At 76.0% G+C, this 14,153-nt stretch carries 12 protein-coding genes; 5 read left to right on the forward strand and 7 right to left on the reverse strand.

Annotated elements, in window-relative coordinates:
- Nucleotides 1-200 precede the first annotated feature (200 nt).
- The 4 genes from ACFVS0_RS01790 to ACFVS0_RS01805 form a co-directional block, all read right to left on the reverse strand.
- A complete protein-coding gene (locus ACFVS0_RS01790) occupies nt 201-1,301 on the reverse strand; it encodes a GDSL-type esterase/lipase family protein (RefSeq protein WP_430586988.1) in 1,101 nt (366 codons plus the stop codon).
- Nucleotides 1,298-4,027 (reverse strand): Tat pathway signal sequence domain protein, encoded by a 2,730-nt coding sequence (locus ACFVS0_RS01795; RefSeq protein WP_430586989.1) that lies wholly within the window; start codon nt 4,025-4,027, stop codon nt 1,298-1,300. The genes ACFVS0_RS01790 and ACFVS0_RS01795 overlap by 4 nt, the downstream gene beginning before the upstream one ends.
- Before the next feature lie 135 nt (nt 4,028-4,162).
- Nucleotides 4,163-5,191 (reverse strand): hydroxyacid dehydrogenase, encoded by a 1,029-nt coding sequence (locus ACFVS0_RS01800; protein ID WP_430586990.1) that lies wholly within the window; start codon nt 5,189-5,191, stop codon nt 4,163-4,165.
- Nucleotides 5,188-7,386 (reverse strand): DUF2264 domain-containing protein, encoded by a 2,199-nt coding sequence (locus ACFVS0_RS01805; RefSeq protein WP_430586991.1) that lies wholly within the window; start codon nt 7,384-7,386, stop codon nt 5,188-5,190. Before ACFVS0_RS01805 ends, ACFVS0_RS01800 begins: the two co-directional genes overlap by 4 nt.
- A gap of 130 nt (nt 7,387-7,516) precedes the next feature.
- On the opposite strand from ACFVS0_RS01805, the gene ACFVS0_RS01810 reads away from it, so the two are divergent.
- The 4 genes from ACFVS0_RS01810 to ACFVS0_RS01825 all read left to right on the forward strand — a co-directional run bounded on the left by ACFVS0_RS01810 (nt 7,517) and on the right by ACFVS0_RS01825 (nt 10,932).
- A complete protein-coding gene (locus ACFVS0_RS01810; protein ID WP_430586992.1) occupies nt 7,517-8,599 on the forward strand; it encodes a substrate-binding domain-containing protein in 1,083 nt (360 codons plus the stop codon).
- 189 nt (nt 8,600-8,788) lie between these two features.
- Nucleotides 8,789-9,211 carry a DUF6325 family protein gene (locus ACFVS0_RS01815; RefSeq protein ID WP_430584899.1) on the forward strand — a complete coding sequence of 141 codons (423 nt, stop codon included), beginning with the start codon at nt 8,789-8,791 and terminating at the stop codon, nt 9,209-9,211.
- 1 nt (nt 9,212) lies between these two features.
- Nucleotides 9,213-9,560, forward strand: a complete 348-nt coding sequence (locus ACFVS0_RS01820; RefSeq protein WP_430586993.1) for an SHOCT domain-containing protein — start codon at nt 9,213-9,215, stop codon at nt 9,558-9,560.
- 43 nt (nt 9,561-9,603) lie between these two features.
- On the forward strand, nt 9,604-10,932 hold the full coding sequence (locus tag ACFVS0_RS01825) for a chloride channel protein (protein ID WP_430562259.1): 1,329 nt from the start codon (nt 9,604-9,606) through the stop codon (nt 10,930-10,932).
- A gap of 18 nt (nt 10,933-10,950) precedes the next feature.
- Here ACFVS0_RS01825 and ACFVS0_RS01830 read toward each other — a convergent pair whose 3' ends face one another.
- The 3 genes from ACFVS0_RS01830 to ACFVS0_RS01840 form a co-directional block, all read right to left on the reverse strand.
- Nucleotides 10,951-12,036, reverse strand: coding sequence for a DinB family protein (locus tag ACFVS0_RS01830; RefSeq protein ID WP_430586994.1), 1,086 nt, complete (start codon nt 12,034-12,036; stop codon nt 10,951-10,953).
- 101 nt (nt 12,037-12,137) lie between these two features.
- Complete coding sequence (locus ACFVS0_RS01835) at nt 12,138-12,914, reverse strand: uracil-DNA glycosylase (RefSeq protein WP_430586995.1); 777 nt, start codon at nt 12,912-12,914, stop codon at nt 12,138-12,140.
- A 154-nt stretch (nt 12,915-13,068) separates the two neighbouring features.
- Nucleotides 13,069-13,566, reverse strand: coding sequence for an aromatic ring-opening dioxygenase LigA (locus ACFVS0_RS01840; protein ID WP_430586996.1), 498 nt, complete (start codon nt 13,564-13,566; stop codon nt 13,069-13,071).
- A gap of 261 nt (nt 13,567-13,827) precedes the next feature.
- Between ACFVS0_RS01840 and ACFVS0_RS01845 the strand changes: the two genes are divergently transcribed.
- On the forward strand, nt 13,828-14,031 hold the full coding sequence (locus ACFVS0_RS01845) for a hypothetical protein (RefSeq protein WP_430551192.1): 204 nt from the start codon (nt 13,828-13,830) through the stop codon (nt 14,029-14,031).
- Nucleotides 14,032-14,153: the final 122 nt, after the last annotated feature.

Raw genomic sequence — 14,153 nt, forward strand, 5'->3', positions numbered from 1 at the left:
GTCGGGGAGGAGGTTACGGGAGCGGAACCTTCCCCGGAGGGGGGGACTGTCTGGGGTTCTTGACCTAGTGGCGGGGCGGCCCCCCGCCCCCGAGGTGCGGCTGCTCGGCGTGCGCGCCGAGATGGTGATGCCCGAGGACGGCACAGACGCCGCGACCACGCCGGTGCGCGGGCGGATCTGAGCCACGTGGGCGCGAGGGCTCAGCGCCAGTGCCGCTCCGGCACCAGCCCCAGCCGGCGCAGCTCGCCCGCCACGAGGTCGGCGTAGACGCCGGCGCCGTACCACGAGGTGTGGGTGCGGTCGCCGTTCTCCCGGACCAGGTAGATCGGCTGGGCGTCGACGGGTCCGAGCCCCTCGACCAGCTCCTCGCTCAGCGCGGTGAGGTCGACGAGGTCGACGTCGAGGTCGGCGGCGACGTCACGGACGTGCTGCGGGAGGCTGCCCGCGGCGGTCTCGATGAGGCCGGCAGAGTCGAGCTGGTCGCCGTCGAACCGGAGCCGGACGATCGGGGTGACGAGCACGGGAGTCGCTCCCGTGGCCCGCACCCGGGTGACGATCTCGGTCAGGTTGGCGCGGTACTGCTCGGCGGTCGTGGTCTTGTCGTTGTGCGCGAGCTGCACGAGCGCGACGTCGCCGGGCCGCAGCTGGGGCACCAGGGCGTCGAACATCTCCGGCTTGGCGAGCACGGAGACCGTGCTCTCGCCGGAGCCGGAGTGATTGACGACGCTCACCCCGAGCCGGAGGTGCGCGGGCAGGCGTTGGCCCCACCCGGTGTAGGGCGCACCGCCCTGGTCGGTGACGGTGGAGTCGCCGAGCAGGGCGAGTCGCGGGGTGCGGACGTCGGCGGGCCGGATCCCGATCCCGGCGACGTGCGGCGCGTCGCCGGTGAACGTGAGCGTCAGGCCCGGGGTGCCCTCGCCGGCGGGCTGGTTCTGCTGGCTCTCGGGGTCGCGCACGTTGACCGTGAACGTGCGCCGGGCCAGCTCGCCGTCGGCGGTGTCGACGGTGGGGACCATGAGGCGCCGGGCCTCGGCCTGCACCTCGGTGCCGGCCGGGCCGTGCCGGTCGCCCAGCATCACGGTGACGTCGTAGTGGCCGGGCGGCAGGTCCGGGTAGGTGCACACGACCGGGGCGGTGCCGGTGCACGCCTCGAGCAGCGCGCCGTCTGGCCGGGGGCCGCCGAGGCCCGGCCGCCCGGCGTCGGCCGCCGGACTCGCCGAGGCGGCCGGGCCTCCCGTGACGACGGCGGCCGCGGCGAGCAGGAGCGCCGCGGCGCGGCGTCCACGCGGTGCGGCGCTCACGACAGCTTCTCCCCGACGAGGGCGAGGCACTGGATCGCCGCGAGCCCGTACTGCGCCGACGCGTTGGACGAGAAGCCGGCCTCGTCGACCGCGCGGAGCACGGCCGGCGGCTCCACCCGGTGCGTGCCCCAGTCCATGTCGTCGGGGTAGCCGGCGTGCCCGGTCGCGAGCTCCTTCCAGGCGCGGGCGGCGAGCGCGTCGTCGTCGAGCCGCACGGCGGCGTACGCGGTGGCGCGGGAGTACGACTGCTTGAGGTTGAGGCTGCCCCAGTCCGAGCCGGTCGCCTCCTTCTGCTCGGCCTTGGAGCTGTTGTACAGGCGGCAGAACTCGACCCAGCGGGACTCGACCTCCGGCTCGTCCACCAGGTCCAGCAGCTCCGTCATGACCTCGATCAGGCCGAACACGGAGCTGAGGCTGCCGACCTCCACCGCCTTCTCCGGGCCCGAGCTGAACGTTGCCGTCTCCAGGTCGTAGGTGGAGCCGGCCTGCACCCACGCGTTGGGCAGCGCGGCGATCGACCGCGCGCTCGCCAGCAGCCGCTCCCGGGCCCGCGGGTCGCCCCCGCGCTCCCACTCGGTGAGCCACGCCCCGGCGATGGCGCCCCAGTCGGTGGTCTTGCTCAGCGGGAGCGCCGTCGGGTCGGGGTCGTACTCGCCCGTGGAGCCGTCCACCTTGCGGCCCGCGTTGAGGACCAGGTAGGTGCGGTCGGAGTCGACCAGCTCGCGCAGCAGGTCGCCGGACCGCTCGTCGCCCGTGAGGAAGTAGGCGAAGCGCCGGTAGTTCGCGTTGCTGATCCGCACCTGCTTGGCGCTGTCGCCCCAGTGCTGCACGCCGTGCCGGGTGCCCAGCCCCTTCCACTCGCCCAGGTGGTACTGGTCGACCTCGCCGGTGTGCCGGCTCATGGCCTCGGCGAAGCGGAAGGCCTGCGCGTCGCCGGTGCGCAGGTAGTGGTACCAGAGCCACAGGTCCGTCGACAGCTCGGAGTTGTCCCAGGCGTAGCCGCCGACGTCGTACTTCCACTGGTGCCGGTCGCCGTCGTAGGAGTGCATGACGTCGCCGTAGTCCCAGAAGCCGTACCAGGAGCGCTGGTCCACCTGCTCCAGGTGGTAGCGGTGGATCGCGTCGAGGCGGTCCTCGATGGTCGACCTCGCCGTCGTGGACCGGTCGACCGGGGACCAGGACCCGAACACGCCCGCGGCGTGGTGGTGCTGCGGTGTGCTCGCGGGCAGGGGCGGGGTGGCGGTCGCCGCGGCGAGCTCGGCGAACCGCGCGGCGGTGGGCGTGGCGGCCAGGGCCCAGAACATCAGCTCGGTGGTGCGCCCGACGCCGTAGGGGGTGCCGAACCCCGGCTCGTAGTCCTCGTAGGTGATCTCGAGCGCGTCGAGCTGCTCGGGGTACGTGTCCTGGCCCATGCCGTCGTGGTAGAAGCGCAGGTCCATCGCCTCGGCGCGCGGCGACCACATCCACACCGTGGCGTCGGCCTCGTCCGTCGCGGCGCCGGTGATCTCCAGCTCCGTGGGGTGCAGCTGCCAGAAGTCGCGCATCCCGAAGGCGAGCCCGCCGGACGGCGTGCCGACGTAGCCGAGACCGGGCGCGCGCGTGCCGGCGTCGGACCGGATCCACGAGTGCCCCGCACCCGTGCGCTTGCGGATCTCGAACCCGTGGGCGGTCAGCTGCGACAGGCTGTGGTCGCCCCAGGCGGGGATCCACTTCAGGCGGGTGGTGACCCGCTGGTCCCAGGTGGCCGGGTCAGGCAGCGCCCGTCCCTCGACCTGGGCGGTGCGCACCCCCTCGCCCGGGTCGCGGCGCATCCCCGTGACACCACGCACCGCCTCGGCGAGCACGCCGCCGTCCGGGCCGGCGAAGCGGACGTGCCGGTCGTACAGCTCGCCCCGCATCGGCACGGTGAACCGCACGCCGAGCCCGGTGACGAAGTCCTTGTCCTCGTCGCCGTCGAAGAAGAACGTGTGCACCAGCCGGATGCCGTCCGACCCGGCGAACAGGGCGAAGCGCAGCACGAACGGCAGCCAGTCGCGGCGTCCCTTGCGGTGCCTGCCCTCGACCTTGACCACGGCGCGCACCGGGCCGGGCTGCTCGACGGTGACCTTCTCGACCGTTCCGGCGAACTCCTCGAAGCCGAGCTTCGCGCCACGGTCGGTGTCGGGGAAGTCCTGCCGCTGGACGACGAGCCGCCCGTCCTTGGCGATCACGTCGCGCCCACGGCGGATCGCCCGGACGACCTTGTCGCCCTGGCGGCCGAACTCGACCTGCACGACGCCGGTGTCCACCACGACGCGGCCCGGGTTCTCCTGCACGGTGATCGTGTGCGCGCCCTGCGCGGGGGTGCCCGGCGCGAGCCGGTAGGTGTCGGCCCGCGGCGCGGACTCGCTCACTGCGTGCGCGGTCCACTTCACCGACCCGTCGGGCCACCACGCGGTGGCCCAGGTCTGCACGGGCACGGACTCTCCGGCCGCGGTGGCCAGGGCGAAGGTCTGGTCGCCGGCCAGCGCGCCGCGCGGCCAGGGCACGCCCCAGGTGGTGCCGCCGGCGAGGGCGGCGGGGGCGCCGCCCTCCAGCCAGCGCACGTCGACCGGGTCGTGCCCGGTGGGGACGAGCGGGACCGCGGTCGTGGCCGGCGCGGCGCTCGCGGTGCGCGCGCTGAGCGCGGCGACCGCGCCGGCGGCGAGGGCGGAGGTGAGGACGGTACGGCGGCTGACGTCGACCACGATGGGTCACTCCTTCGTGACGGTGGGTGCGTTGTCCGTCGGTGGACGTGCCCATCGTGCGAGGAGAGCGAGCAACCGATCGTGAAACGTGCAAAACCGGACCCGACGGCCCGGCGATCCTTCGGGCGTGCCCGGTCAGGCGGTGGTGCCGAGCTGCTCCGGGAGCACCTCGTGCCCGAGCGGTGCCCCGGCCGCGAGGAGCTCCACCTCTCCCACGGCGAGGTCGCCGAGGCGGCGCAGCTCGTTGCCCAACGACCCGGCGACGTGCGGCGTGAGCAGCGCCCCGGGGGCGTCCCACAGGGCGTGGTCGGCGGGCAGCGGCTCGGGGTCCGTGACGTCGAGGACGGCGCGCAGCCGGCCGGACACCACCTCCCGTGTCAGCGCCGGGGTGTCGACGAGCCGCCCCCGGGCCGTGTTCACCAGCGTCGCCGCGTCGGGCATGAGAGCGAGCTGGCGCGCGCCGATCATGCGGTACGTCTCCGGCAGGTCGGGGGCGTGCACGGTGACGACGTCGCTCGCCCGCGCGAGGTCGTCGAGCGACACGGCCGTGGCGCCGAGGGCGCGCGCCCCGTCGGCGTCGACCCACGGGTCGTGCAGCAGCAGGTCGACGTCGAACGGCTCCAGCAGCCGCATCACCTGCCGGCCGATCCGCGACGCGCCGACGACGCCGACCGTCAGGCCGTGGTTCCCGAGCGGGTCGGGGAGGTCCCAGCCGTCGAACCGGCGGTGGGCCCCGAACGCGTCCGCGGCCTCGAGCACGCGCTTGCCCGCCAGCAGCACCGTCGCCAGCGTGTACTCGGCCACCGGGCGCGCGTTGGCCGCGGCGGCGCTGGACACCCGCACGCCGCGCGCCCAGAGCGCGGGCGTGACGAGCGGCTTCACCGACCCGGCGGCGTGCACGACGGCGCGCAGCCGGGGCGCGCGCCGCAGCAGCGCGTCGTCGAGCCGGGGTGCGCCCCAGCCGGTGAGGAGCACGTCGACGTCCCCGAGGACTCCGCCGGTCGGCCCCCGCCCGCGCTCGCCGGCCCGGGCGAGCAGGTCCGGGGTGAGCACGCCCTCGGCCACGTCGGCGACGGTGCGCAGCCTGGCCACCGCGGCGTCGTCGAACAGCTCGGACACGAGGTCGGCGTGCCGCATGGCGAAGGCGGCGCGCAGCCGCGTCACGACGCCGAGCCCGTCGGTACGGCGTCGACAGGGCCGTCGGGCCAGCGCACCTCCACGGCGGCGGGCGGGCCGCCGTCGGCGCCGCGACGCACCCGCACGGCGGGCGCCGGCCTGCGCCGGGCGCCGTCCTCGCCCGTGAGGACGACGAGCGCGGCGACCACCTCGCCCGCCGCGACCGGTGCCGACGTGCGCAGCCAGGGCACGGCGGACGCCGCGCCGAGCGGGTCCGACCCGGCCCGGCGCACCGCGCCGACGACGTCGAGCGAGGTCTCGGCCGGTGTGCCGGGCGACGGGGCCGGTGCGCCGCCGTCCTCGACCGCGACGCGCAGGGCGCGCACGTGCGAGGACGTGCCGTCGTCGCGGACGACCCGGACCAGGGTGCCGGAGCGGTCGGCGCTCCGCTCGACGCGCAGCGCCCCGTCCTTCGCCGCGGCGAGCGGCCAGCCGCCCACGTGCAGCCGCCACGGACCGGCGTCGACGGGCCACGCGGCGTCCCGGTCGAGGTCCTCGGCCGTGGTGCCCGGCGCCGGCGCCCGGCCGGGGGCCGCCGTCGTCGCGGGAGTCCACCACGCCAGCCGCACCTCGTCCGGCCCGCGCACCACCGAGGCGGTCGTGAGCACCGGGCCGAGCCGCAGGCCCGCCCACCCGGCGTCGTCGCCCTGCCCGTCGTCCGGGCCCTCGCCGTCGGGACCGCGACCGGGGACGTCGAGCCAGCAGACCCGGGAGCGGGACACGGCCACGGCGTCGTCCAGGTGCACGCGCTCGACGGTGTCGCGGTGGGACGGCACGCCACGGGTGTCGAGGAGCGCCGTGTGCGAGTCGAGCGGCGCGGCGACGTCGCCCGCCGCCAGCTGGGGCGACGTGACCCCCGAGTAGGCGAGGCGCCGGTAGAACGGGTCGTCGCCGCGCACGGTCAGCGCGTGCTCGATCGCGCGGTCGGACCCGTGGTTGAGCAGGCGCACGACGCCGTCGGTCGGGGTGGCGCTCACCAGCCACCCGGGCGCCCGGAGAGCCACGGCGTGCGGCTCCTGCCAGGCCTCGGGGAGCTCGGGCGCGGCCGTCCAGACCGGGTGGTCGGCGCCGAGCAGCAGGCCGAGGAACCCCTTGCTCGCCCAGTACGGCGACGACCCGCCGGTGTAGAGCTGGCGCACACGGTCGTAGCGGCGGTGCCAGCCGACCGGAAGCAGCCCGCGGTCGTCGACGGCGCCCGCGGCGTCGAAGTGCTCGGCCACCGCGGCCGTGAGGGTGCGGGTCGCGCCGGGGGACAGCGGCGTCGCGTCGGCGACCGCGCCCGCCCAGAACGGGGCGAGCACGGCGTGCCGGTAGGTCACCGAGCGGCCCTGCAGCATCGGCGCCCCGCGCGAGCCGACCAGGTGCCGGGCCTGGTCGAGGTAGGCGCGCAGGCGGTCGGCGTGCACGCGCTCGAGCGGGCGGCCCTGGATCCGCGCGTGCAGCAGCGGGTAGACGTGCCAGGCCCATCCCGCGTAGTGGTCGAAGTTCTGGCGCCGCCCGCCGCGGCCGCGCCCGTCGGAGTACCAGCCGTCGCCCACGTACAGGGACTCGGCCGTCTCGGCGTTGTGGTCCAGGTCGGACTGCTCCCACGGGCCGCCGACGCTCGCCAGGAACGCCTCGATCACGTTCTGGAACCACAGCCAGTTGTTCGTGTACCCGCGGGTCCCGACCACGCCGGAGAGCCAGTCGACCGTGCGCTGCCGGGTGCCGTCGTCGAGCCGGTCCCACAGCCAGGGCCGCGTCTCGGACAGCCCGATCGCCACGGACGCGGCCTCCACCACGGCCTGCCGGCGCTCGTCGACCCGCGGCCAGCGCTCGTCGCCGGTCGGGTCGGTGCCGTGCCGCAGCCCGTCCGCGTACCGCTCGATCAGGCCCGCGGGGTCACGACCGTCCTCGCCGCGCAGCCGGAACGCCGCGAGCAGGAACGTGCGCGCGTATCCCTCGAGCCCGTCGCTCCACACGCCCGACGCGCTGACCGGTCCGGGCAGCGCGATCAGTGCGCCGCCCGGGGAGGCGTAGGGCAGGACGGCGTCGAGCAGGCCGTCGGCGGTCGCGAGCCACCGGTCACGCGTCCATCGCCGCGCGGGCGCGAGGCGCGGGTCGGACGCCGGGGCACCCGTGGTCCCTCCCGTCGTGGCGTCGGTCGTGCTGAAGGTGCGGGGCGGCGTCGCGGCGGGTGTCACCTCGGCATCCTCGCCCAGGCGCGACGGCTCACGGAAGGTCCGGTCATTTTCGATCATCCCCGGACATCGGGCGCCGGATCGTCCGCTAGGTTGCTGCCCGACCGACCCGCTCGACGACGACGGAGACCCCATGCACCTGCCCACGGCCCGGCACGAGTACCTGCTGCGCGAGCTGGAGCTGCGGGGGAGCGTGCGCTCGGCAGAGGCGGCCGCCGCGCTCGGCGTCGCCGAGGTGACGATCCGGCGCGACATCGTCGAGCTCGACCGCGCGGGGCGGCTGGCGCGCGTGCACGGCGGCGCGGTGGCGCTGCGCTCGGCCCGCGAGCCGCAGGCCGCACGCGTGCTGGTCGGCGTCGTCGTGCCGAGCTCCACGGTGCACTTCCCACCGCTCGTGCGCGGCATGGAGGCGCTGGCCCCCAGCCTGCACGTCCGCCTCGTGCTCGGGGTCTCGCACTACCGGCCCGAGGTGGAGGCCGCCCAGGTGGACCGGCTGGTGGGGCTGGGCGTGCAGGGGATCGTCGTCGCCCCCACCACCCGGGACCGGTCGCCGGAGGAGCTCGCGGCCTGGCTGCGGTCGGTGCCCGTGCCGGTGGTCGTCGTCGAGCGGCGCGTCGACGGCCTCACCGCCCTGAGCGAGCTGGACCAGGTGCGGTCCGACCACGCCCACGGGGCCGTGCTCGCGGTGGAGCACCTCGCCGGGCTCGGGCACCGCCGGATCGGCCTGGCGGTCTACGACCGGACGCCGACGGCCCCGCACGTGCGCGAGGGGTTCGCGACGGCGGTCGCCCGTCTCGGCGTCGAGCCCGGCCCGGACGTGTCGCTGCCCAAGGGAGAGGGGGACCCGGCCGGTCTCGGGCGCGAGCTGTCCGCGTTCCTCGACCGGTGCCGCGAGACGGGCACGCGCGCCGTCCTCGTGCACACCGACGACCACGCCGCGCGCCTGGTCGAGGCGGCCCTGGACCGAGGCGTGCGCGTGCCCGAGGACCTGGCGGTGGTGGCGTACGACGACGAGAACGCCGAGCTCGCCGTCGTGCCGCTCACGACGGTCACGCCGCCCCGCCGCGAGCTGGGCCGGGAGGCGTTGCGCGTGCTCGTCGGACGGATCGTGGGGGACGAGGGCGGCGAGGTGCCCGGGGTGCAGGGGTCGCCCCGGCACGTCGCGCTGCTGCCGCGGCTCACGGTGCGGGGGTCGTGCGGCGCGGGCACGGCCTGACGGTCGCCGCGATCCGGCCCGCCGGGTCGGATGACCTGCGACTTCGGCCACGGGAAGGTGACGCGGGGTGACTTGTGCCGCCCGGCATGCGGACCGTCCGCAGCGGTGCCACAGTGTCCGCAGGACGGGCACGGGTGGCGGCGTCGGCGAGTCCGCACCCTCGCCGACACGCCGACCGAGAGGCAGGACATGCGACCCACCGGACCCGTGGAGCTCGTGCTCATCGAGTTCCCCCGGAGCGACTTCAAGGGCGAGATCCTCGCGGAGCTGGGGCGTCTCGTCGACGCCGGCACGATCGACGTGCTCGACGCGCTGGTCGTGCGCAAGGGCGACGACGGCTCGGTCGAGTGGCTCGAGGCGAGCGAGAGCGGCGCCGAGGAGCTGGCGCGCATCGTGGGAGAGCCCGCCGGGCTGCTCGCCGCCGATGACGTCGACGACATCGCCGACGAGCTCGCCCCCGGTTCCGCGGTCGGGATGCTCGTGTTCGAGCACGCGTGGGCACGCGGCCTCGGCGCCGCCGTGCGCGGCGCCGGCGGGCAGGTGCTCGACTGGACGCGCGTGCCGGCCGAGGCGATCGACGCGCTCACCGACGAGATCGAGAAGGAGAACTGACATGCCCCCTCTGCGACGGATGGGCCGGCCCGGGCTGATCGGCACGATGGCCCGCACGGCCGTGATCACCGGGACCGCGAACGCGACCAGCAGGGCGATGAACCGCCGGGCCGCCTCACGCGAGCAGCAGCAGTACGAGTCCCAGCAGTACCAGGCGCAGCAGGCCCAGCAGCAGGCCTACGCCCAGCAGCAGGCCTACGCCCAGCAGCAGGCGCAGGTCGCCGCGGCGCCCGCCGCGCCCGCGGAGGACGACCTCATCGCGAAGCTCAAGCAGCTGGGCGACCTCAAGGCCGCGGGGATCCTGTCCGACGCCGAGTTCGCCGCGGCCAAGGCCAAGCTGCTCGGTTGAGCGAGCGCCGTCGCCCGCGACCCGCGCACCTCGAGGAGCAACCGTGACCGCCGCCGACGCCAACGCCGAGAACCCGACCACGCGTCGTCCGTGGGCGCGGTTCCTCGGCGTCTGCGCGCTGCTCGGCATCCCCGTGTCGGTGGCGGCCTTCCTGTTCCTCGCCGTCCTGCACGAGCTGACCCACCTGGTGTGGGAGACGCTCCCGGAGGCGTGGGGCTTCGACGGACCGCCCTGGTGGTGGCCCCTGCCGTGGCTGGCCGTCGCCGGCGTCGCGGTCGGGGTCGCGGTCCGCTCGTTGCCGGGGCACGGCGGGCACGTGCCCGTCGACGGCCTGAGCCTGGGCCCCGTGCCCGCGTCCCACGTCCCCGGGGTGCTCCTGGCGGCGCTCGCGGGTCTCCCGCTCGGCGTGGCCCTCGGCCCCGAGGCGCCGCTGCTGGCGATCGGCGCCGCGCTGGCCCTGGTCCTGGTGCGGCCGTGGGACGACAAGCTCGGCGACCCGGCGCGCCAGGTCATCGCGGTGGCGGGTTCCGCCGCGGCCCTGTCGGCGATCTTCGGCAGCCCCGTGGTCGGGGCGGTCTTCGTCGTCGAGGCCTCGGCGCTGACCGGGCTGGCCGGCGCGCGGCTCGCGGCCGTCGTGCTCCCCTCCCTGGCGGCCTCCGGGGTGGGCGCCCTCGTGTTCACCGGCATGGGCACGTGGACGGGCCTCGAGATCGCGTCGCTGACGCTGCCCGACGTCGACGCCCCCGCCCGGCCCGACGTCGGCGACGTGCTGTGGACCCTGCCCGTCGCCGTGCTCGTCGCCGTCGTCGTGCGGCTCGTGCACCGCCTGGGCGAAGGGGTCGCAAGGCGGGCGGCGTCCCGCCCGTTCCCCGCGGCCGTCCTCGGGGCGCTCGTGGTCGCCGTGTGCGCGGCGGCCTACGCGCTGGCCACCGGCCGCTCGCCCGAGGAGGTCGCGCTCTCCGGGCAGGCGCTGCTCCCGACGCTCGCGGCCGACCCGGCGGCCTGGGGGGCGGGGGCGCTGGTGGCGCTCCTCGTGCTCAAGGGCGTCGCCTACGCCGTGTCCCTCGGCACCCTGCGCGGCGGCCCGATCTTCCCCGCGGTCCTGCTGGGGGCCGCCGCCGGGGTGCTCGCCGCCGACCTGCCCGGGTACGGCGCGGTCCCGGCCCTGGCGGCCGGCATGGGCGCGGCCACGGCGGCCACCCTGCCGTTCCCCGTCTCCTCGACGGTGCTGGTGGTCATGCTGCTGGGGTCGGGTGCGTCGGGGATGGCGCCGGTCGTGATCGTCGCGGTCGTCGTGGGGTACACGACCGAGCAGTTCCTGCTGCGGCCGCGCCGCGAGGCCCGGGAGCGGGCCCGCTCCGCGCCCGCCTGACCCGGCGGGCGGGGCGGGTCACTCGCCGGTCGTGCCGTCCAGCGCCTCGCGCAGCAGATCGGCGTGACCGTTGTGCCGCGCGTACTCCTCGATCATGTGGACGAGGATCCAGCGCAGGCTGAACGCGCCCTCGCCGGGCCGCCTCGACTCGCGGGTCGACGTGCCTTCCAGCCCGGAGGTCGCGAGCGCCGCGTCGATCGACCGGTCGGCCGCCGCGACGGCGGCGTCGAACAGCCCGCGCAGGTCCTGCGGCGAGTCGTCCGCCGCGCTGTGCCACTCCCAGTCGCGGTCGGCGTCCCAGTCGGCGGTGTCGAACGGGGGCATGGCCGGCGCGCCGTCGAACACCTCGACGAACCAGTTGGACTCCACGTACGCGAGGTGCTTGAGCAGCCCGCCGAGCGTCATCGTGCTGGGCGGCAGCGGCGTACGCAGCTGTGCGGCGGTGAGCCCGGCGGTCTTCCGCCGCAGCGTGTCGCGGTGGTAACCCAGGTACGCCCGCAGCGTGGTGGCCTCGTCCGCCCGCAGCGGCGGGTCGACACGGTCGTCGGGCGTCTCGTCGGGCGTCGCGTCGGGCGCGAGCCGGTACGCGCCGTCGTCCAGGGCCGCGCGCACCGCCGCGGCCGTGAGCGCGGGCTCCTCGTGGGTCGTGTCGCGGGCGTGCGGCTCGAGGTCGCCGAGGTCGGCGAACGCGGCGTGCATGCTCCGTACGGCGGCCGGGTCGCGCAGCTCGGCGTCCGCGCGGCCGGTGGCGCGCGCGAGCGTGGCGTCGAGGGCGGGCCGCAGGACGACGTACGCGAGGTCCCAGCCCTCCCGCGCGGCCGCGGTCCGGAACGGGGGCAGGAACCACGGGCCGACGACGCCGTCGAGCACGACGTCGTAGCCGCCCCGGGCATAGGCCGTCGTCGCCGCGACGACAGCCTCGGCCACGACCTCGTTCTGACGCTGCGACCCCGAGAGGTAGGGCGGCACGAACCCGGTGGTGATCGACCGGTAGAACGTGTCGGTGGTGAGGGTCACGGCGGGGCGGTCCGTCGCGGCGCCGAGCAGCGCGGCCACGGTCGTCTTCCCCGCGCCGGGCGGCCCGGTCAGGATGGTCACGGTCACGCCGCGACCCTAGCCGGAGCCCCGGACACGAGCCCCGTCTTCTCGCGCGCCCCGACCGCTCGCACGCCTCCCGCACGACCCCCGCACAAACTGGTCGCCGCTCAGGCGTCCGCGAGCTCGCGGGCACGACGCAGCACGTGGTCCAGCATGTCCGGCGTGAGGCGACCGGTGAACGTGTTCTGCTGCGAGACGTGGAAGCAGCCCAGCACGGTGAGGGTGGGGCCCGCGCCCGGCGCCGCGGTGCCGTCCGCGCTGCGTCCGAGCGTCACCTCGGCGCCGTGGGCGAACCGCGGCCGGGGTCGCGGCACGTCCCAGCCCTGCTCCGCGAGCGTCGTGAGCAGCGCCTGCCAGCCGATGCCGCCGAGCGCCACGGCGACGCGCACGCCGGAGCCCACGAGCTCCAGCTCTCGCGCCAGGTACGGCGCGCAGCGGCGCCGCTCCTCGGGGGTCGGCCTGTTCTCCGGCGGCGCGCAGCGGACGGGGGCGGTGACGCGGATGTCGCGCAGCTCGAGGCCGTCGTCGGCCGCGACCGAGGTGGCCTGGTTGGCGAACCCGGTGCGGTGCATGGCGGCGAACAGGAAGTCGCCGCTGCGGTCGCCGGTGAACATGCGGCCCGTGCGGTTCGCGCCGTGCGCCGCGGGGGCGAGCCCCACGACCACGACGCGGGCGGCGGGGTCGCCGAAGCCCGGGACGGGGCGCCCCCAGTAGTGCTCGTCGCGGAACGCGGCGCGCCGTTCGCGGGCGACCTCCTCACGCCAGGCCACGAGGCGCGGGCAGGCCCGGCACTCCACGAGGTGCGCGTCGAGCGCCGGCAGCGTCGGCGAAGTGCGCGCGGCACTCGGGTAGTCGGGGGAGTCGGGCGGCGGGACGACGGGCACCGGTCCATGGTGGCGCACGACGGCGTGGCCCACGACGGTGCGGGCGACGCCGACGCGCCACGGCCCGCCGTCCCGGGGTCGGGAGGGCGGGCCGTGGGGTGTCGCCGCGGGCGGCGAGGTCGACCGGGTCAGACGGCCGGGTCAGACGCCCGGGTCAGACGGCCGGGTTGAGCCGGCCGCGCGCCGGGCTGGCGGTGGCGGCGGGGACGGTCGCGGTGGCGACGGCCGGCTCCGCGGCGAGGCGGCGCAGCGACCAGCCCATGAGGCCGAAGAGGACGCCGAGGCCCATCACCAGGGCGCTCACGCCGTAGGCCACGACCGACGTGAACAGCGAGGCCCGCAGGAACGAGGCGTTCATCGCGGTGGCGCGCAGCGGGTCGTCCTGCTCGAGCTGGGCGTGGGTCTGGCCGCCCGTGGCCTCGAGCGCGTGCTTGTCGATGACCTGCGCCTGGGCGTACGCCGTGAGCGGGCCGTCCACCGTCGCTCCGCCGAGGAACGCGGCGTCCTCGGAGACGGTGATGTCCTGGGCGGCGAGCTGCGTGCTCACGGTGGCCCACGTGGCGGCTCCGGCACCGATCATCAGGATGCCGGCGATCAGCGCGACGAGGCCGACGATGCGAACCGGTCGCTGGGTGGTGCGGGTGGTGGTCATGGTCCCCTCCGGGTGCCGGGTCGCGTGGTCCGCGGCCGGTCTGGACTGCGCCGGGTCTGGCGCTGTCTCTATGGTATGACCACATCGCCTGACCTGCACCGACGATTCTTGTGAAGTCCTTCACAAAGATTCCCCGGGTGACGGTGCTCCCACGACGATGCTCGGACGACGGCCCGCCCGGGTCGCGCGTGCGCGACGACCGTGGTGGTCTGGACGACGGCCGGACGGCACCGGGCCGGCCGGCGCCGGAGGGGGAGCAGCATGAGCGAGAGCTCGGGCCTGGGTGGCCTGTTCGACAAGGCCAAGGAGAAGATCAAGGACCTCGCCACCGACGAGAACATCGACAAGGCGGCGGCCGAGGTGAAGAAGCGGACGCCGGACAACGTCGACGGCTACGTCGACAAGGCGGCCGCGGAGGCCAAGAAGCGCAACGACGACGGCCCCGCCGCCCGCCCCGGCGTCTGACCGGGGCGTCTGCGCGTGCCCGACGGCGCGTGGCGGGGGGCGGAGGGGGAGAGACGGGGGCGACCGTGGGGGGTTACCGACAGGGGCGGCCCCCAAACACACCCCAAACCACCCCCCCCCCA

Source organism: Isoptericola sp. NPDC058082, assembly GCF_042885055.1.
Lineage (GTDB): Bacteria > Actinomycetota > Actinomycetes > Actinomycetales > Cellulomonadaceae > Isoptericola.

Excerpts from the sequence above, each read along its gene's own strand:
- ACFVS0_RS01810 (WP_430586992.1), top strand. The coding sequence starts at position 7,517 with ATGCACCTGCCCACGGCCCGGCACGAGTACCTGCTGCGCGAGCTGGAG.
- ACFVS0_RS01815 (WP_430584899.1), top strand. The coding sequence starts at position 8,789 with ATGCGACCCACCGGACCCGTGGAGCTCGTGCTCATCGAGTTCCCCCGG.
- ACFVS0_RS01820 (WP_430586993.1), top strand. The coding sequence starts at position 9,213 with ATGCCCCCTCTGCGACGGATGGGCCGGCCCGGGCTGATCGGCACGATG.
- ACFVS0_RS01840 (WP_430586996.1), bottom strand. The coding sequence starts at position 13,566 with ATGACCACCACCCGCACCACCCAGCGACCGGTTCGCATCGTCGGCCTC.
- ACFVS0_RS01845 (WP_430551192.1), top strand. The coding sequence starts at position 13,828 with ATGAGCGAGAGCTCGGGCCTGGGTGGCCTGTTCGACAAGGCCAAGGAG.